The organism is Streptomyces sp. NPDC093071 (genome assembly GCF_044754545.1).
In the GTDB taxonomy this organism is placed as follows: Bacteria; Actinomycetota; Actinomycetes; order Streptomycetales; family Streptomycetaceae; genus Streptomyces.
Genome location: NZ_JBIVPH010000002.1, coordinates 1013724 through 1032749, shown reverse-complemented (window position 1 = coordinate 1032749; position 19026 = coordinate 1013724). Strand labels below are relative to the sequence as shown.

Annotated in this window: 21 protein-coding genes; 13 read left to right on the top strand and 8 right to left on the bottom strand. The window is 74.2% G+C overall.

The genetic code is table 11. The annotated features are described in order from the left end of the window. Positions 1-49: 49 nt before the first annotated feature. The 5 genes from ACIQD7_RS10120 (at position 50) to ACIQD7_RS10100 (ending at position 4658) form a co-directional block, all read left to right on the top strand. Complete coding sequence (locus ACIQD7_RS10120; RefSeq protein WP_121832088.1) at positions 50-361, top strand: thioredoxin family protein; 312 nt, start codon at positions 50-52, stop codon at positions 359-361. Between the two features lie 293 nt (positions 362-654). Further along, entirely contained in the window at positions 655-1179 is a 525-nt protein-coding gene (locus ACIQD7_RS10115) for a flavin reductase family protein (protein WP_121832090.1), read from the top strand. A 199-nt stretch (positions 1180-1378) separates the two neighbouring features. Then, complete coding sequence (locus ACIQD7_RS10110; protein WP_121832092.1) at positions 1379-2164, top strand: electron transfer flavoprotein subunit beta/FixA family protein; 786 nt, start codon at positions 1379-1381, stop codon at positions 2162-2164. Positions 2165-2253: 89 nt separating this feature from the next. Next, the gene (locus ACIQD7_RS10105) at positions 2254-3216 is read left to right on the top strand and encodes an electron transfer flavoprotein subunit alpha/FixB family protein (RefSeq protein WP_402441198.1); all 963 of its coding nucleotides are present in this window, start codon (positions 2254-2256) and stop codon (positions 3214-3216) included. Positions 3217-3368: 152 nt separating this feature from the next. Next, entirely contained in the window at positions 3369-4658 is a 1290-nt protein-coding gene (locus ACIQD7_RS10100; protein WP_402441196.1) for a DUF6986 family protein, read from the top strand. A 47-nt stretch (positions 4659-4705) separates the two neighbouring features. Here the strand turns inward: ACIQD7_RS10100 and ACIQD7_RS10095 are convergent, their stop codons facing one another. After that, positions 4706-5740 carry a LacI family DNA-binding transcriptional regulator gene (locus ACIQD7_RS10095; RefSeq protein ID WP_121832097.1) on the bottom strand — a complete coding sequence of 345 codons (1035 nt, stop codon included), beginning with the start codon at positions 5738-5740 and terminating at the stop codon, positions 4706-4708. Between the two features lie 152 nt (positions 5741-5892). On the opposite strand from ACIQD7_RS10095, the gene ACIQD7_RS10090 reads away from it, so the two are divergent. Further along, the gene (locus ACIQD7_RS10090; protein WP_402441193.1) at positions 5893-6882 is read left to right on the top strand and encodes an ROK family protein; all 990 of its coding nucleotides are present in this window, start codon (positions 5893-5895) and stop codon (positions 6880-6882) included. A 105-nt stretch (positions 6883-6987) separates the two neighbouring features. On the opposite strand, the gene ACIQD7_RS10085 is transcribed toward ACIQD7_RS10090, so the two are convergent. Beyond that, positions 6988-7224 (bottom strand): hypothetical protein, encoded by a 237-nt coding sequence (locus ACIQD7_RS10085; RefSeq protein ID WP_163014041.1) that lies wholly within the window; start codon positions 7222-7224, stop codon positions 6988-6990. A gap of 146 nt (positions 7225-7370) precedes the next feature. Here ACIQD7_RS10085 and ACIQD7_RS10080 point away from each other — a divergent pair, with 146 nt between their 5' ends. Continuing rightward, entirely contained in the window at positions 7371-8405 is a 1035-nt protein-coding gene (locus ACIQD7_RS10080; protein WP_402441191.1) for an NUDIX domain-containing protein, read from the top strand. 62 nt (positions 8406-8467) lie between these two features. Here the strand turns inward: ACIQD7_RS10080 and ACIQD7_RS10075 are convergent, their stop codons facing one another. Together ACIQD7_RS10075 and ACIQD7_RS10070 are read right to left on the bottom strand one after the other, a co-directional pair. Next, positions 8468-9166, bottom strand: a complete 699-nt coding sequence (locus ACIQD7_RS10075; protein ID WP_402441189.1) for an MBL fold metallo-hydrolase — start codon at positions 9164-9166, stop codon at positions 8468-8470. Between the two features lie 96 nt (positions 9167-9262). Continuing rightward, positions 9263-10627: a dipeptidase gene (locus tag ACIQD7_RS10070; RefSeq protein WP_402441187.1), complete on the bottom strand. Its 1365-nt coding sequence runs from the start codon at positions 10625-10627 to the stop codon at positions 9263-9265. 163 nt (positions 10628-10790) lie between these two features. On the opposite strand from ACIQD7_RS10070, the gene ACIQD7_RS10065 reads away from it, so the two are divergent. Beyond that, positions 10791-12356, top strand: a complete 1566-nt coding sequence (locus tag ACIQD7_RS10065) for a geranylgeranyl reductase family protein (protein ID WP_402441185.1) — start codon at positions 10791-10793, stop codon at positions 12354-12356. A 196-nt stretch (positions 12357-12552) separates the two neighbouring features. Here ACIQD7_RS10065 and ACIQD7_RS10060 read toward each other — a convergent pair whose 3' ends face one another. Beyond that, positions 12553-13035 (bottom strand): nitroreductase family deazaflavin-dependent oxidoreductase, encoded by a 483-nt coding sequence (locus ACIQD7_RS10060; RefSeq protein WP_121834010.1) that lies wholly within the window; start codon positions 13033-13035, stop codon positions 12553-12555. Between the two features lie 209 nt (positions 13036-13244). On the opposite strand from ACIQD7_RS10060, the gene ACIQD7_RS10055 reads away from it, so the two are divergent. Further along, entirely contained in the window at positions 13245-13940 is a 696-nt protein-coding gene (locus tag ACIQD7_RS10055) for a TetR/AcrR family transcriptional regulator (RefSeq protein ID WP_121834011.1), read from the top strand. A gap of 106 nt (positions 13941-14046) precedes the next feature. On the opposite strand, the gene ACIQD7_RS10050 is transcribed toward ACIQD7_RS10055, so the two are convergent. Beyond that, positions 14047-15615: an MFS transporter gene (locus ACIQD7_RS10050; RefSeq protein WP_402441182.1), complete on the bottom strand. Its 1569-nt coding sequence runs from the start codon at positions 15613-15615 to the stop codon at positions 14047-14049. Between the two features lie 88 nt (positions 15616-15703). On the opposite strand from ACIQD7_RS10050, the gene ACIQD7_RS10045 reads away from it, so the two are divergent. The 4 genes from ACIQD7_RS10045 (at position 15704) to ACIQD7_RS10030 (ending at position 16996) form a co-directional block, all read left to right on the top strand. Next, positions 15704-16102, top strand: coding sequence for a MarR family winged helix-turn-helix transcriptional regulator (locus ACIQD7_RS10045; protein ID WP_402441180.1), 399 nt, complete (start codon positions 15704-15706; stop codon positions 16100-16102). Positions 16103-16131: 29 nt separating this feature from the next. Further along, entirely contained in the window at positions 16132-16254 is a 123-nt protein-coding gene (locus tag ACIQD7_RS10040) for a hypothetical protein (RefSeq protein ID WP_402441178.1), read from the top strand. A gap of 41 nt (positions 16255-16295) precedes the next feature. Further along, positions 16296-16559 (top strand): hypothetical protein, encoded by a 264-nt coding sequence (locus tag ACIQD7_RS10035; protein WP_402441176.1) that lies wholly within the window; start codon positions 16296-16298, stop codon positions 16557-16559. Between the two features lie 107 nt (positions 16560-16666). Then, complete coding sequence (locus tag ACIQD7_RS10030) at positions 16667-16996, top strand: deoxyxylulose-5-phosphate synthase (RefSeq protein WP_402441174.1); 330 nt, start codon at positions 16667-16669, stop codon at positions 16994-16996. A 28-nt stretch (positions 16997-17024) separates the two neighbouring features. On the opposite strand, the gene ACIQD7_RS10025 is transcribed toward ACIQD7_RS10030, so the two are convergent. Next, complete coding sequence (locus ACIQD7_RS10025) at positions 17025-17513, bottom strand: VOC family protein (RefSeq protein WP_402441172.1); 489 nt, start codon at positions 17511-17513, stop codon at positions 17025-17027. A gap of 95 nt (positions 17514-17608) precedes the next feature. After that, on the bottom strand, positions 17609-18841 hold the full coding sequence (locus ACIQD7_RS10020; RefSeq protein WP_402441170.1) for an MFS transporter: 1233 nt from the start codon (positions 18839-18841) through the stop codon (positions 17609-17611). Positions 18842-19026: the final 185 nt, after the last annotated feature.

The following is a 19026-nucleotide window of genomic DNA, read 5'->3' as shown; positions in this document are numbered from 1 at the left end:
CGTGACGCGCCGGACGGGCGCGCGCGGACGCGGAGGGGAACGGAGAGCGATGAGCGAGGTCCTGGGACCGGAGGCGCTCGGCGCCGCACTGGGGGAGCGGGCCACCCTCGTCCAGTTCTCGACCGCCTTCTGCCAGCCCTGCCGGGCCACCCGCCGCACCCTCGCCGAGGTCGCCGCGATGGTGCCCGGCGTGGGACACGTCGAGATCGACGCCGAGGAACGGCTCGACCTCGTACGCGCGCTCGGCATCGCCCGCACCCCCACCGTGCTCGTCCTCGACCGGACCGGCCGCGTCGTCCGCCGGGCCGCCGGACAGCCCCGCAGGGCGGACGTCATCGCCGCCCTGGGACGGGCGGTCTGACGCAGTGACACCTTCCCGGGCCCGCGCGGCCGTACGCCCTCCGGCCCGTACGGCGGCGCTTCCCCCGATCCGCGCGGCGAAACCCCGCCCGGCCCGCACGGTGACGCTCCTCCCACATCGCGGTACGCACTTGACTGCAACCGCCACCGATCGTCACCCTGACGGGGTGACTCTGGAACTCCTTCTCTACGGCCGGGCCCACGTGGACCTGGCCCGCAACGCGAGCGCGCGCTGTCCGGGCGTCTGACCCACCCCAGGACTCCTCCATGCCGCCCTCGCAGAAGGACAATTCCATGACGGTTTCGCCCGAGCTCCGCACCGTTCCCACGATCGGCGCGCCCCGGCAGGCCTCTCCCGATCTACTCCGCTCCGTCTTCCGCCGGCACGCGGCCGGCGTCGCGGTCGTCACCGCACAGGGCGAGCGCCCCGTCGGATTCACCGCCACCTCGCTCAACTCCGTCGCCGCCGAACCGCCGCTGGTCTCCTTCGGCGTGGGCACCGCGTCCTCCTCCTGGCCGGTGCTCTCCGAGGCCGAGTTCATCGGGGTGCACATACTCGGCGAGCACCAGCAGGAGCTGGCCGCCACCTTCGCGCGCAGCGGCGCCGACCGCTTCGGCGGGGGGACCCGCTGGAGCGTCGGCCCCGAGGGCGTGCCCGTGCTCGACGACGTCCTCGCCTGGCTGGTGTGCCGCGTGGTGGCCCGGGTGCCCGCCGGGGACCACCGGATCGTGATCGCGCAGGCGGTCGCGGGCGACCCGGACGGGGCGGGCCGGCCGCTCCTCTACCACCACGGGCGCTTCAACGCGCTGCGCGACTGAGAGTTCCCGCGCGCGCCGCTCTCCGCGCGTTGGCAAGGTCACACGGCTGAGCGCTTGCTCAGTGGTAACGAACTGGGTGTACTGGCGAGTAATATTTTGGACGGGGCGTCCGGCGCCCCGACCGGAAACCCGCCCTTCAGGCGCCTATGCTGCGAGCAACAAGGCAGCCCAGTTATGACGATGCAGTAGGAGAGCCGGCGTGAGCTTGAGGATCGTTGTCTGTGTGAAGTACGTGCCCGACGCCACCGGCGACCGGCACTTCGCCGATGACCTGACGGTGGACCGCGACGACGTCGACGGCCTGCTGTCGGAGCTCGACGAGTACGCGGTCGAGCAGGCCCTGCAGATCGCGGAAGAGGCGGACGACGCCGAGGTCACCGTGCTCACGGTCGGCCCCGAGGACGCCAAGGACGCGCTGCGCAAGGCGCTGTCGATGGGCGCCGACAAGGCCGTCCACGTCGAGGACGACGACCTGCACGGCTCCGACGTCATGGGCACCTCGCTGGTGCTCGCCAAGGCGATCGAGAAGACCGGTTACGACGTGGTCATTGCCGGCATGGCCTCCACCGACGGCGTCATGGGCGTCCTGCCCGCGATCCTGGCCGAGCGCCTGGGCGTCCCGCAGGTCACGCTGCTCTCCGAGGTCTCGATCGAGGACGGTGTCGTGAAGGGCCGTCGTGACGGCGACGCCGCCTCCGAGCAGCTGGAGGCCTCCCTGCCGGCCGTCGTCTCCGTGACGGACCAGTCGGGCGAGGCGCGCTACCCGTCCTTCAAGGGCATCATGGCCGCCAAGAAGAAGCCGGTGGAGTCCCTGGACCTCTCCGACCTCGACCTGGAGGCCGAGGAGGTCGGCCTGGAGGGCGCGTGGACCGCGGTCGACTCCGCCACCGAGCGTCCGGCCCGCACGGCCGGCACGATCGTCAAGGACGAGGGCGAGGGCGGCAAGCAGCTCGCCGAGTTCCTCGCGAGCCAGAAGTTCATCTAAGGCTTCAGCCGCGCGACCCGGACGCCCGTCCGGCGACTCGCGCGAGCCGCTCAGACCTCCCCCTCACCTTCGCAGGAGATTGAATTTCCATGGCTGAGATCCTCGTCTACGTCGACCACGTCGACGGAGCCGTCCGCAAGCCCACCCTGGAGCTGCTGACGCTCGCCCGCCGCCTGGGCGACCCGGTCGCCGTCGCGCTCGGCAACGGCGCCGCCGACACCGCCCCGGCCCTCGCCGAGCACGGCGCGGTCAAGGTCCTGACCGCCGACGCGCCCGAGTTCGCCGAGTACCTCGTCGTCCCCAAGGTCGACGCCCTCCAGGCCGCCTACGAGGCCGTCTCCCCGGCCGCCGTCCTGGTCCCCTCCTCGGCCGAGGCCAAGGAGATCGCGGCCCGTCTCGCGGTCCGCATCGGCTCCGGCGTCATCACCGACGCCGTGGACCTGGAGGCCGGTGACGAGGGCCCGGTGGCGACGCAGGCCGTGTTCGCCGCCTCCTTCACCACCAAGTCCCGCGTCTCCAAGGGCACCCCGGTCATCACGGTCAAGCCGAACTCGGCCCCCGTCGAGGCCGCCCCGGCCGCCGGCGCCGTCGAGGCCCTGTCGGTCTCCTTCGGTGCCCTGGCCACCGGCACCAAGGTCACCTCGCGCACCCCGCGCGAGTCGACCGGCCGCCCGGAGCTGACCGAGGCCGCGATCGTGGTCTCCGGCGGCCGCGGGGTCAACGGCGCCGAGAACTTCGCCGTCATCGAGGCCCTCGCCGACTCGCTCGGCGCGGCCGTCGGCGCCTCCCGCGCCGCGGTGGACGCCGGCTGGTACCCGCACGCCAACCAGGTCGGCCAGACCGGCAAGTCGGTCTCGCCGCAGCTGTACATCGCGTCCGGCATCTCCGGCGCGATCCAGCACCGCGCGGGAATGCAGACCTCCAAGACGATCGTCGCGATCAACAAGGACGCCGAGGCGCCGATCTTCGAGCTCGTCGACTACGGCGTGGTGGGCGACCTCTTCGAGGTCGTCCCGCAGCTGACCGAAGAGGTCAAGACCCGCAAGGGCTGACCTGCGGTTCTGTCGGACCGGGGGCCGCACGGTGAACTCTCACCGTGCGGCCCCCGGTCGTTTCGGACACCCATTGACTCAGCTCCGGCCGCCCGTTAACTTCGCCATACGGATTGTTGATTCCGTGCAGCGGAAAACAGGAGGGTAGTGGGATGGGTCAGCAGGAGAAGGTGTCGACGAGCCTCGCGGGCACGGTCAGCGAGGGCATCAGCGCCTCCCTCGCCGCGGTGGACGCCGAGCTGGACCGCCGCTACCCGGGAGACCCCGGCACCCGCCAGCCCGTCCACACCGTCTACGTCCCCGGCAACCTCTTCGACGCCGGCACCGTCCGCTCCTGGGGCGACCGGGCCCTCGCCGCCCTCGACGAACACGCCCCCGACGCCGCCTCCTTCGCCGCCGTCCTCGGCCTCTCCGACGACCTCGCCGAGGACGTGTACGGCCGCGTGCGCGCCAAGCTGGAGCGCGAGCCGATCGAGGACCTCCGGGTCGACTTCGAGGACGGCTACGGCGGCGACGACGAGGACCACGACGCGGCCCGCGCCGCCCGGCTGATCTCCGAGGCGTACGCGACGGGCACCGCCGCCCCGTACACGGGCATCCGGATGAAGTGCATGGAGGCCGCCGTACGCGACCGGGGCATCCGCACCACCGACGTCTTCCTCACCGGCCTCCTGGAGCACGGCGGCCTCCCCGAGGGACTCGTCCTCACCCTCCCCAAGGTCACCTACCCCGAGCAGGTCACCGCCTTCGTCCGCCTCCTGGAGGCCTTCGAGAAGGCCCACGGCCTCGACGCCGGCCGCCTCGGCTTCGAGATCCAGATCGAGACCAGCCAGGCCATCCTCGCCGCCGACGGCACCGCCGCGGTCGCCCGCATGATCGGCGCCGCCGAGGGCCGCGCCACCGGACTGCACTACGGCACCTTCGACTACAGCGCCTGCCTCGGCGTCTCCGCCGCCTACCAGGCCAGCGACCACCCGGCCGCCGACCACGCCAAGGCGATCATGCAGGTCGCCGCCGCCGGTACGGGCGTCCGCGTCTCCGACGGCTCCACCAACGTCCTGCCGGTCGGCCCCACCGAGCACGTCCACGAGGCCTGGCGCCTGCACTACGGGCTCACCCGCCGCGCCCTCGCCCGCGCCTACTACCAGGGCTGGGACATGCACCCCGGCCACATCCCCACCCGGTACGCCGCCGTCTTCGCCTTCTACCGCGAGGGCTTCGAGACCGCCGCCAAGCGCCTCTCCGCCTACGCCAACCACGCGGGCGGCGACGTCATGGACGAGCCGGCCACCGCCAAGGCCCTCAGCTCCTACCTGCTGCGCGGCATCGACTGCGGCGCCCTCGACACCGCCGAGGTCGACGCCCTCACCGGCCTGACCCGCGCCGACCTCGACCGCTTCGCGGCCCCGCGCCGCGGCGACCTCACGGCCTCGGCCGAGTAACCGGACGACCGCCTCCCGGCCGGGGCCCTGCGGCCCGTGGCGGGGCGTCAGCCGGCCGGCGGCGCGACCTCGCCCGAGCCCCGGGCGAGGAGCGTCGTGCCGAGCACCACCCGCTCCGGCGCCCCGTCGGCCCCCTCCAGGCGCCGGAACAGCCGCTCCGCCGCCGTCCGGCCGAGCGCGGCGGCGTCCTGCGCGACGACCGTGATGCCCAGGAGGTCGGCCAGCTCGATGTCGTCGAAGCCGACCAGGGCCACCGGCCGGGCCCGTCCCGCGAGGGCCCGGACCGCCGTGACGGTCACCCGGTTGTTCCCCGCGAACAGCGCCGTCACCGGCTCCGGCGCGGCCAGCATCCCCCGTACCGCCGCGTCCACCCGCTCCGGGTCGGTCGACCCCAGCGAGACCCACTCCTCCCGGACCGGGAGCCCCGCGTCCTCCATCGCCGCGCGGTAGCCGCGCAGCCGCTCGGCCGCCGTGTGGATGCGCGGGCGGTCGCCGACGAAGCCGATCCGGCGGTGGCCGTGCGCGATCAGATGGGCCGTGCCCTCGCGCGCCCCGCCGAAGCTGTCGGAGAGGACCGCGTCGGCGTCGATCCGCCCGGCGGGACGGTCGACGAACACCGTGGCGACGCCCGCCCTGATCTCGGGCTCCAGATACCGGTGGTCGTCCCCGGCCGGGATGACGATGAGGCCGTCGACCCGGCGCGCGCACAGCGCGAGCGCCAGCTCCTGCTCCCGGTCGGGGTCCTCGGCGCTCGACCCGTTGATCAGCAGGGCCCCGTGCGCCCGCGCGACCTCCTCGACCGCCCGGCTCAGCGGACCGTAGAAGGGGTCGGCGAGGTCCTCCAGGACCAGGCCGACGGTCGCGGTCCTGCCCTTGCGCAGGACCCGCGCGCTGTCGTTGCGCCGGAAGCCGAGGACCTCGATGGCCTCCTGCACCCGCCGCTCGGTGTCGGGGGTGACGCCCGGCTCGCCGTTCACCACCCGGGACACCGTCTTCAGACCCACGCCCGCCTTGGCGGCGACGTCCTTCATCGTGGGCCGGTTGCCGTAGCGGTGCTCGGGGCGGTGGGCGGTGTCGGCCACGGTCTGCGGCTCCTCCGTCGTGTCGGGACCCCGCCGTGGCCGGGCCGTCTTTCGGACTCCGCACGAGCATAGGGCCTGGACAACGTTGTCATACCGCGTGAGACCATACGGACGCCCGACCGTTCCCGGCCGCCCCCGGAGGTTTCCCGCCCATGCACACCGACCTCGCCACGGGTCTCGTCGTCGCCCTCGACATCGGGGGCACCAAGATCGCCGGCGCCCTGATCGACGGCGAGGGCCGCGTCCGCGTCCGGGCCCGGCGGCCCACGCCCGCGCGTGAGGACGGCGAGACGGTGATGGCGGCGGTCGAGGGCGTCCTCGGGGAGCTCGCCGCCTCTCCGCTGTGGGAGACCGCCGACGCCGTCGGCATCGGCAGCGCGGGCCCGGTCGACGCGGTCCGGGGGACCGTCAGCCCCGTCAACGTCCCCGGCTGGCGCGACTATCCGCTCGTCGAGCGGGTCCAGCGGGCCACCGGCGGCCGGCCGGTCACCCTCGTCGGCGACGGCGTCGCCATGACGGCCGCCGAGCACTGGCTCGGGGCCGCCCGGGGCCACGACAACGCCCTCTGCCTCGTGGTCTCCACGGGCGTCGGCGGCGGCCTCGTCCTCGGCGGCCGCCTCCACCCGGGCCCCACCGGCAACGCCGGTCACATCGGGCACATCACGGTCGACCTGGACGGCGAACCCTGCGCGTGCGGCGGGCGCGGCTGCGTCGAACGCGTCGCCAGCGGCCCGCACCTGGCCCGCCGCGCCCTGGAGAACGGCTGGCGGCCGGGGCCCGACGGCGACGTCTCCGCCGCCGCGGTGGCCGCCGCCGCGCGCGCCGGGGACCCGGCGGCCGTGGCCTCGTTCGAGCGCGCCGCCCAGGCGCTCGCGGCGGGCATCGCCGCCACGGCGGCCCTCGTCGAGATCGACATCGCGGTCGTCGGCGGCGGGGTGGCGGGCGCGGGCGAGGTGCTCTTCACCCCGCTCCGGCGCAGCCTCCGCGGTTACGCCACGCTCTCCTTCGTACGGGACCTGACGGTCGTCCCCGCCCTCACGGGCACGGACGCGGGCCTCCTCGGCGCGGCGGCGGCCGCCGGGCGCACGCGGGAGCGCGGATCGCGCGCCGGCGCGAACGCGGGTGCCGGCACCGGTTCCTGACGCCGCGGGACGACGTACCCGGGACGACGTGCTCAGGACGACGTACGGGAGTAGGGGGCCGCGACGGCCCCCTACTCCCGCACCCGCCCTACTCCCGCACCCGCCCTACTCCCGCACCCGTTCGGCCCTCCGCTCGCCCCGCCTCGGTCCGATCAGCCTCCCCTCGGCCTTCCGCCGCTCCGGCGGTCTCTGTTCGACGACCACCAGGAACGCGTCGGACTCCAGGTCCATCACGACCCGGGCCGGCACTCCCTCGTCGCGCCGCGCGCCGGCGAACTCCTCCGCGGGCCAGCTGCCCCGCGGACCGCCGGCCGGAAAACGTTCGAGAACCGTACGACTCATGTCCACACCCCTCGTGCTTGCCGTTCCCCCCACGGTTTCCCGGAAGTCTCCCGCCCATGCCGGTCCCCACGCGGATCCATACGATCGTGGTTTCCGTGGCAGGGTGTTGCGGGCAAGCCACAGGGGGCTACCGAAGAGGGGGAAACGTGATCGTCTGGATCAACGGGGCGTTCGGCGCGGGAAAGTCCAGCACCGCGCGTGAACTGGTCGAGCTGATCCCGCACAGCACCCTGTATGACCCCGAACTCATCGGCGGGGCGATGGGCCGGCTCCTTCCGGCCAAGCGGCTCGCCGAGGTCGAGGACTACCAGGACCTGCCGATCTGGCGGCGGCTCGTCGTCGACGCGGCCGCCGCCCTGCTCGCCGAGGTCGGCGGCGTCCTGGTCGTCCCCATGACCCTGCTCCGCCAGGAGTACCGGGACGAGATCTTCGGCGGGCTCGCCGCCCGCCGCATCGAAGTGCGCCACATCCTGCTCTCACCCGAGGAAACGATCCTGCGTCACCGGATCGACACCCGGGCGGAGTACGGCGATCCCGAGGCCGACGCCCGCGTCCGGGAGTGGTGTCACGCCCGCGTGGATCCGTACCGCGCCGCCCTCGACTGGCTCGCCGCCGACGCGTACGCCGTCGACAACTCCGCGCTCACCGCGGCCGAGACCGCCCGGACCGTCGCCGACGCGGTCCGGGACGGGCTCGCCGCCCCCTGCGGGATCGTCCAGACGCCCGAACCGACCGGCGAGACCGTCGCCGCCGGCGTGCTCCTCTTCGACGAGCAGAACCGCTTCCTGCTCGTGGACCCCACCTACAAGCCCGGCTGGGAGTTCCCCGGCGGCGTCGTCGAGCCCGGCGAGCCCCCGGCCCGGGCCGGGATGCGGGAGGTGGCCGAGGAGATCGGCCTCGCGCTCGACGCCGTCCCCCGGCTGCTGCTCGTCGACTGGGAACGGCCCGAGCCCCCGGGGTACGGAGGACTGCGCCTCCTCTTCGACGGCGGCACCCTCCGCGCCGCCGACGCCGAGCGGCTGAGCCTGCCCGGCGCCGAACTGCGCGGCTGGCGCTTCGTCACCGAGGAGGAGGCCGCCGACCTGCTGCCGCCCGTCCGCTACCAGCGCCTCCGCTGGGCCCTGCGCGCGCGGGAACGCGGCACCGTCCTCAACCTGGAGGCCGGGACGCCGGTGGGGTGACCCGCCACCGCTCAGGCCGCCGGACCACTCAGGCCGCCTGACCGTTCGGGCCGCCGGACCGCTCAGGCGGCCGGGACCGCCCCGGCCGCCGCGGCCCGCAGCCGGGCCGCCGTGTCCGTCACCACCGGCGCGCCGTGCCCGCAGCAGAGCACCGACGGGTCGAGCCCCGCCAGCCTCCGCATCGACTCCAGGGCGAGGGCGCGGTCGACGTGGAACACGCCGAAGGTGACCTCCCGGACCGAGGCCACCGTGTCCCCGGCGAACAGCACGCCGTGGCGCGGGAGGTGCACGGCGATCGAGCCCGGGGTGTGACCGGGGGTGTGGACCACCACGGCCCCGTCGCCGAAACCGAGCTCCTCGCCGTCCTCGACCTCCCGGTCCACCCGGGTCGGCGGCGCCTCCGGCACGGTCAGGCCGTGCTCGTACAGCGGGAGTTCCCAGTCAAGGAGGTCGGGCTCGGGGACCGGGGCCTCGCCCCGCACCACCGGCGCGTCCAGGCGGTGCGCCACGATCTCGGCCCCGTGGCGGTCCGCCAGCTCCTGGGCCGCGCCCACGTGGTCCCGGTGGCAGTGGGTCAGCACGATGCGGCGCAGCCGGTCCGGGTCCAGACCGGCCGCCCGTACGGCCGCCGCCGTCGCGTCCGCCGTACCCGCCCAGCCCGCGTCGAGCAGGGTCAGCTCCTCCTCGTCCCGCCAGAGGTAGGCCTGTCCGATGGAGTGGTCGAGCACGTACAGCCGCGGAGTCACCATGAGGGGTTCCATGCGGCGAACCTACGCGTCCGCGCGGGTCCGCCGCCCGGTTCTACGCTCTCGGCGATCTTCGCCGAACGCTGAACCCGATCGGGAACCGACGGGCCGTCAGACCTGCTTCGAGCGCGCGTAGTTCACCAGGAAGTGCGCCTCGGCCACCGACAGGCGCTCCAGCTCCTCCGGCGACACGGACTCGTTGGGCGCGTGGATCTGCGCCTCCGGCTCGCTCAGGCCGATCAGCAGGATCTCCGCCTCCGGGTACAGCGAGGCCAGCGTGCTGCACAGCGGGATCGAGCCGCCCAGACCGGCCGTCTGCATCTCCTGGCCGGGGTACGCGACCTCCATCGCCTCGGCCATCGAGGCGTACGCCGGGCTCGACGTGTCCGCCTGGAAGGCCTGGCCCTGGCCGACCTGCTCCAGGGTCACCCGGGCGTTCCACGGGGTGTGGTTCTCGATGTGGGCGAAGAGGAGCTTCGTCGCCTCGGCCGCGTCCTGGCCCGGCGGCACCCGCAGGCTGACCTGCGCGCGGGCCGTCCTCGGGACGGACGGGGTGGCGCCGGCCACCGGGTGGCAGTCGATGCCGACGACGGTGACGGCGGGACGCGCCCAGATGCGGTCCGCGACCGTGCCGCCGCCCGGCAGGTCCACGCCCGGCAGCACCCTGGCGTCCTGGCGAAAGTTCTCCTCCGGGTACTGGAGGCCCTCCCACACCGCGTCGCCGGGCAGGCCGTCGATGACGGTCGAACCGTCCGGGCCGCGCAGCGAGTCGAGCACGCGGATCAGCGCGGCGAGCGCGTCCGGCGCGGCCCCGCCGAACTGGCCGGAGTGCAGGTTCCCCTCCAGGGTGTCGATCTGCACCCGGATCATCGTCATGCCGCGCAGGGTCGCCGTCACCGTCGGCAGTCCCACCCGGAAGTTGCCCGCGTCGCCGATCACGATCGCGTCGGCGGTCAGCAGCTCGGGGTGCTCCTCGGCGTACCGCTCCAGACCGCCGGTGCCCTGCTCCTCCGACCCCTCGACGATCACCTTGACCGTCACCGGGACGCCGCCGTTCGCCTTCAGGGCGCGCAGCGCCAGCAGGTGCAGGATCACGCCGCCCTTGCAGTCGGCCGTGCCGCGCCCGTACCAGCGTCCGTCGCGCTCGGTCAGCTCGAACGGCGGGGAGAGCCACGCCGACTCGTCCAGCTTCGGCTGCACGTCGTAGTGCGCGTAGAGCAGGACGGTCGGCGCGCCGGCCGGGCCGGGCAGTATGCCGTACACGGCCTGCGAGCCGTCCGGGGTGTCGAGCAGCGCCACGTCCTGGAAGTCCTCGGCGCGCAGCGCGTCCGCGACCCAGTTCGCCGCCGCCTCGCACTCGCTGCGCGGGGCCACGTTCTCGTCCGCCACCGACTCGAAGGCCACCAGCTCCGTGAGCTCCGCCTTGGCGCGGGGCATCAGGGACCGTACGGTCTCGGCGATCGGATTCGCGGTCATGGGCACGCTCCTGGTGGGTGCGACGTTACGACGGGAGAAGGGCGTCCGTCGCGTGTCGTGGCGCGGCGAACGCACCGTCGATCCTACGGCCGGGGCCCCGGCTACCGCGCCGTAGGATGCGTCAGGAGCAGACCCCCGGTCGGATCAGGAGCAGAAGCACATCGTGAGCAGCGAGCACGCAGGGAACGCCGGTCCGGAGAACACCGAGCCCGAGGGCGCGGCTCCTGAGGGCACCGGTGCGGAGGCGGCGACAAGGGACGCGGGCCCGGACGGAGCGGCGGCCGGGGCCGTGGGCGGCGGGGAGGGCGCGGACGCGGCCCCCGTCGCGGACGCGGCCTCCGTGACGGACGGCGCGGGCCCGGACCCGGACGGCGCGGCGGACGTCTGGGACGTCGTGGTCGTCGGTGCCGGACCGGCCGGCGCGTCCGCGGCCTACGCGGCGGCGGTGGCCGGGCGCCGGGTGCTCCTCCTGGAGAAGTCCGAGCTGCCCCGGTACAAGACCTGCGGCGGCGGCATCATCGGCCCCTCCCGCGACTCGCTCCCGCCGGGCTTCGAACTGCCCCTCCAGGACCGGGTGCACGCCGTCACCTTCTCCCTCGAAGGCCGCTTCGCCCGCACCCGCCGCTCGCGCCGGATGCTCTTCGGGCTCATCAACCGGCCCGAGTTCGACGCGCAGCTCGTCCAGCACGCGCAGAAGGCCGGCGCCCAGCTGCGGACCGGCGCCACGGTGACCCGGGTGGAGCAGCACGGACCGGCGGTGCCGGACCGGCGGACCGCCGCCGTCGTCCTGGCCGACGGCGAGACGATCCTGGCGCGCGCGGTCGTCGGCGCCGACGGCAGTGCCAGCCGCATAGGCGCTCACGTCGGGGTGAAGATGGGCCAGGTCGACCTGGGCCTGGAGGCGGAGATCCCCGTCCCGCCGTCCGTCGCCGAGGACTGGAAGGGACGCGTCCTCATCGACTGGGGCCCGATGCCCGGCAGTTACGGCTGGGTGTTCCCCAAGGGCGACACGCTGACCGTCGGCGTCATCTCGGCGCGCGGCGAGGGGGCCGCCACCAAGCGGTACCTGGAGGACTTCGTCGCCCGGCTCGGTCTGGCCGGCTTCGAACCCTCGATCTCCTCCGGCCATCTGACGCGCTGCCGCACCGACGACTCGCCGCTCTCCCGGGGCCGGGTCCTGGTCTGCGGCGACGCGGCGGGCCTCCTGGAGCCGTGGACGCGCGAGGGCATCTCGTACGCGCTGCGCTCGGGCCGCCTCGCGGGCGAGTGGGCGGTGCGGGTCGCCGAGGCGAACGACGCCGTGGACGCGCGCCGCCAGGCCCTGAACTACGCCTTCGCCATCAAGGCGGGCCTCGGCGTGGAGATGGCGGTGGGGCGCCGGATGCTCGCCGTCTTCGAGCGGCGCCCGGGGCTGCTGCACGCCACGCTCACGGGCCTGCGGCCGGCCTGGAACGCCTTCGCCGACATCACCCGGGGCTCGGCCACCCTCGGCGGCATGGTCCGCTCGAACGGCCTGGCCCGGCGGGCCCTGGAGGTCCTGGACAAGCGGATGGACACCTCGTCCGGCGTCGGCCCGGCGGGCCGGGGCGTCACGGCGAAGGACCGGGACGCGTCGGAGCCGGAGGGCACGGAGGGCACGGAGGGCACGGACGAGCCCGGGGCCGTGCGGGGCACGGCGGAGGGCACGGAGGGCGCGGGGAAGACGAAGGGCACGGAGACGGGCTTCTGACCCCCCGCGCGGGGCGGTCCGGTGCGGGGCGGTCCGGTGCGGGGCGGTCCGGTGCGGGGCGGTCCGGTGCGGGGCGGTCCGGTGCGGGGCGGTCCGGTGCGGGGCGGTCCGGTACGGGGCGGTCCGGTACGGGCCGGTTCGGTGCGGCCGCCGGGAAGCGCGATCGACTCGTACGGGCTCCGTCGGCCCGGTCCGCTCACGCGGCCGGGGCGGCGGGGCCCGTCGGCGTGATGCGGAAGACGGGGTGCTTCGGCGCGGCGGCGCGCAGCTCGGCGTCGGAGGAGTCCGGGCCGACCCCGTCGAAGAAGATGCCGACCTCGGCCTTCCAGCGCTTGAGGTAGGCGCGGAGCAGCGGGGGCTTGGCGTCGTCGTCGATTTCGACGGCCGTGAACTCCTGCACGTGCTTGCCGAGGTGCAGCTCTCCGCCCCCGGCCGCCCGCATGTTGTGGGTCCACTGGACATGGCCGCGGGGGGCCACGAGGTACTGGGCGCCGTCCACCGTCAGGAGGTTGACGGGGGTGCGGCGCCATTCGCCGCTCTTGCGGCCGCGGACGGCGAGCACGCGGGAGCCCCAGACGCTGATGCCGCGGCGCGTCGTCCAGGCGACCACGCGGTTGAGGACGTTCACGGTGAACCAGCCGGGCTTGAGGACGTGGGTGCTGGCGGGCTGGGCGGACATGGCTGCCTCCTGAGGGGTTCGGGGCGGGGTGGGACAAGGGCGGGGCTTCCGGCGGCGAGTAAATCGTGAGCGGTGCTCTCTCTTGAGATCAGTGTGCACGGTTCGGTGCTCGCAATCAAGAGCGGTGCTCTCGCTTCATTTCGGCGCTCTCGTTTAGTTACGCCGCTCTCTTTTAGTGTCGGTGCTCCGAAAGTGGCACACTGCTCTCCATGACGCCCGTTCAAGGAGCCCGCGCCCGCGCCCGCATCGAGATCACCGCCGCCATCAAGGACGAGGCCCGCACCCAGCTCGCGGCCGAAGGCGCCGCCAAGCTGTCCCTGCGGGCCGTCGCCCGCGAGCTGGGCATGGTGTCCTCCGCGCTCTACCGCTACTTCCCGAGCCGCGACGACCTCCTCACCGCCCTGATCGTCGACGCCTACGACGCGGTCGGCGCCGCCGCCGAGCGGGCCGCCGCCGACTCCGCCGGGCAGCGCCCGCTGGACCGCTGGACCGCCGTCTGCCGGGCGGTCCGCGCCTGGGCGGTCGCCCACCCCCACGAGTACGCCCTGATCTACGGTTCCCCGGTCCCCGGCTACATCGCGCCCCAGGACACGATCGCCCCCGCCGCCCGCGTCGGTCTCGCCCTCGTCGAGATCGTCCGCCTGGCCCACACCGGCGAGGGCCTCGCGCTCCCTCCGCTCCCGGACGCGCTGCGCCCCGAGGCCGAGCGGATCGCCGCCGACATCGCCCCGGACCTCCCCCCGGCCCTCGCCGTCGCGCTGGTCGCCGCCTGGTCGCAGCTCTTCGGTCTGGTCTCCTTCGAGGTCTTCGGCCAGTTCCACCGGGTCGTCGAGGACCGCGACGCCTTCTTCGCCGCGGCCGCCCGCCGCCTGGGCCAGGACGTGGGCCTGCTTCCACGCGGCTGAGGTCCGGCGGGGAAGCGCCCGGTCCCTGCCCGGCCGGGCCCGTCGGCGCGCCGCGCGGCCGCCCGGTCGCCGAAGCGCCGGACGGCCGCGCGTCCCCCCGTACCCCTCACGACGGTCGGTCGTGGAGGGCGACCTTCGCCGGGTCGTCCCCGGTGGCCGGACCGCCGGCGGTCACGTCCTCGCCGACCGCGCTCCCGGTCACCGGACCGCCGTCCGCGGAGCGCGCGACCACGACCGACCCGGTGGCCTCGGCGCCGCGCGGCCTCCGCAGCCCCGGCAGGGTGATGAGCAGTCCGGCGAGGGCGATGACCGTGACCACGGCCAGGCCGGGCCGGAAGCCGTCCAGGACGGCCTGCGGGGAGGCGCTCCCGCCGTGTCCGCCGTCCGCGGTGATGACGGCGGTGGTCACGGCGAGGAAGAACGCGCCGCCGACCTGGATCGAGGTGTTGAGCAGGCCCGAGACCATGCCCTGCTCGCGGTCGGCCACGCCGTTGGTGGCCTGGATGTTGAGCGAGGGGAAGACCAGGGCGCAGGCCGCGCCGATGAGCAGCATCGACGGCAGGATGACGGCCGCGTACTGGGGGACGAGCGAGACGCGCAGGAAGAGCGCGTACCCGACGACGAGCAGGGTGAAGCCGGTCGCGATCGTCCGGGGCGTGCCGAACCGGTCCACGATCCCGCCGATCTTCGTGGACGAGAGGGCCACGAGCACGCCGGCCGGCAGGAAGGCGAGCGCCGTCTGGAGCGCGGACCAGCCGAGCAGCGACTGCATGTACTGGGTCACGATGAACTGGAAGGCGACGTACGAGCCGAAGAACGCCGCCGCGCCGAGCTGGGCCCGGACCTGCGAGCCGGAGCGCAGCACCCCGAGCCGCACCAGGGGGCTCGCGCTGCGCCGTTCGATCAGGACGAAGGCGACGAGGAGGGCGGCGGCCGCCGCGAAGGACAGCAGGGCGCGGAGGGAGGTCCAGCCCGCCTCGGGGGCCTCGACGACGGTGAAGACGAGCAGCAGCATCGCGGCCGTGCCGGTGACGGCGCCCGGCAGGTCGTAGCCGCCGGAGGAGTCGTCGCGCGAGCTGTGCGGGATGAGGCGCAGCGCGAAGACGAGGGCGATCAGGGCGACGGGGGCGGGGAGCAGCATGGTCCACCGCCAGCTCAGCTCCGTGAGCAGCCCGGACAGGACGAGGCCCATGGAGAAGCCGGTGGCGGCGCAGGTGGTGTAGATGGACAGGGCCCGGTTGCGCTGCGGGCCCTCCTTGAAGGTGGTCGTGATGATCGACAGTCCGGCGGGAGCGGTGAAGGCGGCGCTGAGGCCCTTGACGAACCGGCTGGCGATGAGGAGCGGGCCGGAGTCGACGAGTCCGCCGAGCAGGGAGGCGACCGCGAAGACGGCGAGCGCGATCAGGAAGACCCGGCGCCGGCCGAGCAGGTCGGCGGCCCGGCCGCCGAGGAGCAGCAGTCCTCCGTAGCCGAGGATGTAGCCGCTCACGATCCACTGGAGGGTGGCGGTGGACAGGTCGAGGTCGGCGGCGATCGAGGGCAGGGCGACGCCGACCATGGAGACGTCGAGGGCGTCGAGGAACATCGCGGCGCAGAGCACGAGCAGGGTGCCCCAGAGACGCGGACTCCAGCGTTCCTGGGCGGAGTGGGGTGCGTCGGTGAGCGGAGAGGTCATGACCCGAGACAGTACATGCACATGCATTGAATGCAAGCGCATTTAATGCATGTGCAACAAAGGGGGTCGTTTCTGCTAACGTTCGGCCATGGCAGCGAACAAGTCCGAACGCGCGCTCGTGGACGAGTGGCGTGACGTCCTCGCCCTGCACGCCCGTACGACCTGCGAGCTCGACCGGGCCCTCCATCCGCACGGGCTCGGTGCCAGCGACTTCGAGGTCCTCGACGTCCTCGCCGAGGGCGCCTCCGAGGACGGCCCGGCGGCCTGGCGCGTCCAGGAGCTCTCCGGTCGCGTCCACCTCAGCCAGAGCGCGCTGTCCCGGCTCGTCGCCCGCCTGGAGAAGGACGGCCTGGTCGTCCGGGGGATGTCCCCCGAGGACCGGCGGGGCGTCCAGGTGAAGCTCACCGAGGAGGGCCTCGCCCGCCACGCCGTGGTGAAGCCGCTCCAGCGCGAGGTCCTGACCCGGATGCTGGACCGGTCTTCCTGAGGCGCACGCGCGCGTGACACCCTGACGGCGTGATCATCGGGGTGAGCGAGGCGCGGGTACGTCCCGACCGCTTCGAGGCGTTCCACGACGGGGAGGAGTACCTCGTCGAGCCCCTCCGCGTACGGCACTTCACCCTCGCGTCCCTCCGGTGAGGGACGCCCCGCCCGGGGACGACAGGGCCTTGCTCCGCTGGGTGATCGGCGTACCACTGGTGCTCCTCCACCTCGTCGCCGGCTTCTTCTGCTTCTCCGCCGTCCACACCCGCCCGGGACACCCCGGGGACGAGGACGCCCTCTTCGCGATCGACGCCTTCGCCGTCCTGACGCTCGCGACCGGAGCCCTGGCCCTCCTGATCACCCTGGCCCCCTCGCACCGCGCCGCCCTGAACCGCTGGTGGCTGCTGCCCCCGACCGCCCTGATGCTGGTCGCCGGGGCACGCCTGGTCCTTCCGGTGTAGCCCCTGGAGATCTCGGCCGCCCCGGGCGGGCTCTGCCCCTCCGGTCTCGCCGAACGCCACCGGAAACCCCGTCGAGTTCGTCCCGGACGGGCCGTACTCTGGCCCGCATGGCCCACGCGAAGACCTCGTACGTCTGCCTGCCCTGCCGGGCCTCCTACAAGCAGCCCTACGGCGGTGACCGCGAACGGATCTGCCCGCGCTGTGCCGAGCCGTTGATCCACGTGGGTTCCGCCTTCGCGCCGCCGCGGCGGCGCGACACCGCCGCCTGGCGGACCCTGTCGGTGCTCGTGAACGCCGGTGTCCGCTTCCACAAGGGCTGCTGCGGCGGCCCCGGTTATCGCCCGCGCACGCTCGGCGAGGTGCGCGAGCGGATGGCGTACGCGCGAAGGACCGGCGAACCGTTCGCGCGTGCGCTGGTGCGCCAGGAGTTGCCATAGCCCTCGGCGCGCCGGGCGGAGAGGGCCCCTAGTTGGCGAAACCGCCCTTCGGCTGGATGATCTCCAGATTGGTGCCGTCGGGGTCGTTGAAGTAGGCGACCTCGGTGCCGAGGGCCGCGTCCGGGGTGACCTCGCCCGCGAGGAAGGTGTAGGGGGCGCCCAGGAAGTCGTACCCCGCCTCCTCCATCCGCCGGTGCACCGCGTCGAGGTCGTCGACCTTGAAGCAGAGGTGCATGGAGCCGGGGCGGTTCGCCCGGCCGTTCGTGCGCTCGCCCACCGGGTCGCGGAACTCGATGAGGTCGATGCCGAGGCCGTCGATGTTGATCGTCGCGTAGCGCAGTTCCGCCGTCGGCAGCCCCTGTGACCGGCCGAACGGCACGCTGTTCATCGTTCCCTGCGCGATGGGCTCCCGCCCGGTCAGGGCCGTGTAGAACGCGATCGAGGTGTCCAGGTCCGAGACCGAGATCCCGACGTGGGCGGCCTGGGTGAGGTGCATCGAGGTGTCGGTGACAGCCATGGAGGGTTCCCTCTTCCCGGCCCCGTGGGGGGCCATCCGGGACCCATTCTTCCGAGAGCGCGGCCTCGCGCATCTCGTCGTGCCGACGCGGCCGCTCAGACCGTCCGGGCGGACTTGGCGTCCCGGGCCCAGTAGCCCATCGCCGCGGCCCCGGCGGCGAGCACCGCGACCGTGGTCAGCGCGGCCGGCAGCGAGAACCAGTCCGCGAGGAAGCCGATCGAGGGCGGGCCGAGCAGCATTCCGCCGTACCCGAGGGTGGACGCGGTCGCCACCCCGCCGGGGCCGGCGATCGCGCCGGCGCGGGCCACGGCGACCGGGAAGATGTTGGCGAGGCCGAGACCGGTCACGGCGAAGCCGAGGAGCGCGGCCCAGACGGTCGGCGCGAGCGCGCCGAGCAGCATCCCCGCGGCGGCGGTCGCACCGCCCGCGACCAGGGTGCGGGTCTGGCCGAGCCGTTCGAGCAGCGCGGTGCCGGAGAGCCGGCCCGCGGTCATGGTCAGCGCGAACACGGAGTACCCGGCGGCGGCCACCCCGGGGTGGGCGTGCAGGTCCTGGGTGAGGTGGAGGGCGCCCCAGTCGGCGAGCGCGCCTTCGCCGTACGCCGTGCAGAGCGCGATCACCCCGAAGACGAGGACCGTACGGCGCGAGGCCGGGGTGCCCGGTCGCGCGCCGGGCGCGGCGGCCGGTGCCGGAAGGGCCTCGGGCGGGGCGGGGGAGGGGTGGCGCAGGAGCACAGGCCCGGCGACGCCCGTCAGGGCCAGGCCGACGAGCGTGAGCCCGAGGAGGTGGGTGGTGGGGGAGAGGCTTCCGGCGAGCAGCCCGCCGAGCCCGGCCCCCACCATGCCGCCGAGGCTGAACGCGGCGTGGAAGCTCGGCATCACGGGACGCCGCAGCGCGGTCACGACGTCCACGGCGGCGCTGTTCATGGCCACGTTGATGCCGCCGTACGCGGCCCCGAAGACGAGCAGGACGAGGCCGAGGGAGAGCGGCGAGCGGGTGAGCGGCGGCAGGGCGACGGAGAGCGAGAGGAGTACGGCGGTGGCGACGGTGACGGCGTGCGAACCGTACCGGCGGCAGAGCCGCCCGGTCAGCGTCATGGTCACCACGGCACCCGCCGACACCCCGAGGAGCGCGAGTCCGAGGTCCCCGGCCGAGGCACCGGTCTGCTCCTTGACGGCGGGGATGCGGACCACCCAGCCGGCGAACAGGAAGCCGTCGAGCGCGAAGAAGAGGGTCAGGGCGGAGCGGAGGCGGGACAGGGAGCGGGCGGCGGTGTCTCCGCCGGAACCCCCCGATACGGCCGTCCGTACTTTGTTTAGTAGCGGCACAAACTCAGGATAGGGGGCGAGGGGGAGGGGAATCAACCGGGCGTGCCCGCCGGGGGCGGGCTCGCCCCCGGCGGGTGGGCGCGGCGGGCCGTGGGGCTGCGGGGGACGGTGTCCGCCCGGCCGGATCCTCGGGGCGTACGGTCGTGGCTCCTCGCGGCTCGGGGCCGGCGCTCGGGGCCGTGGGA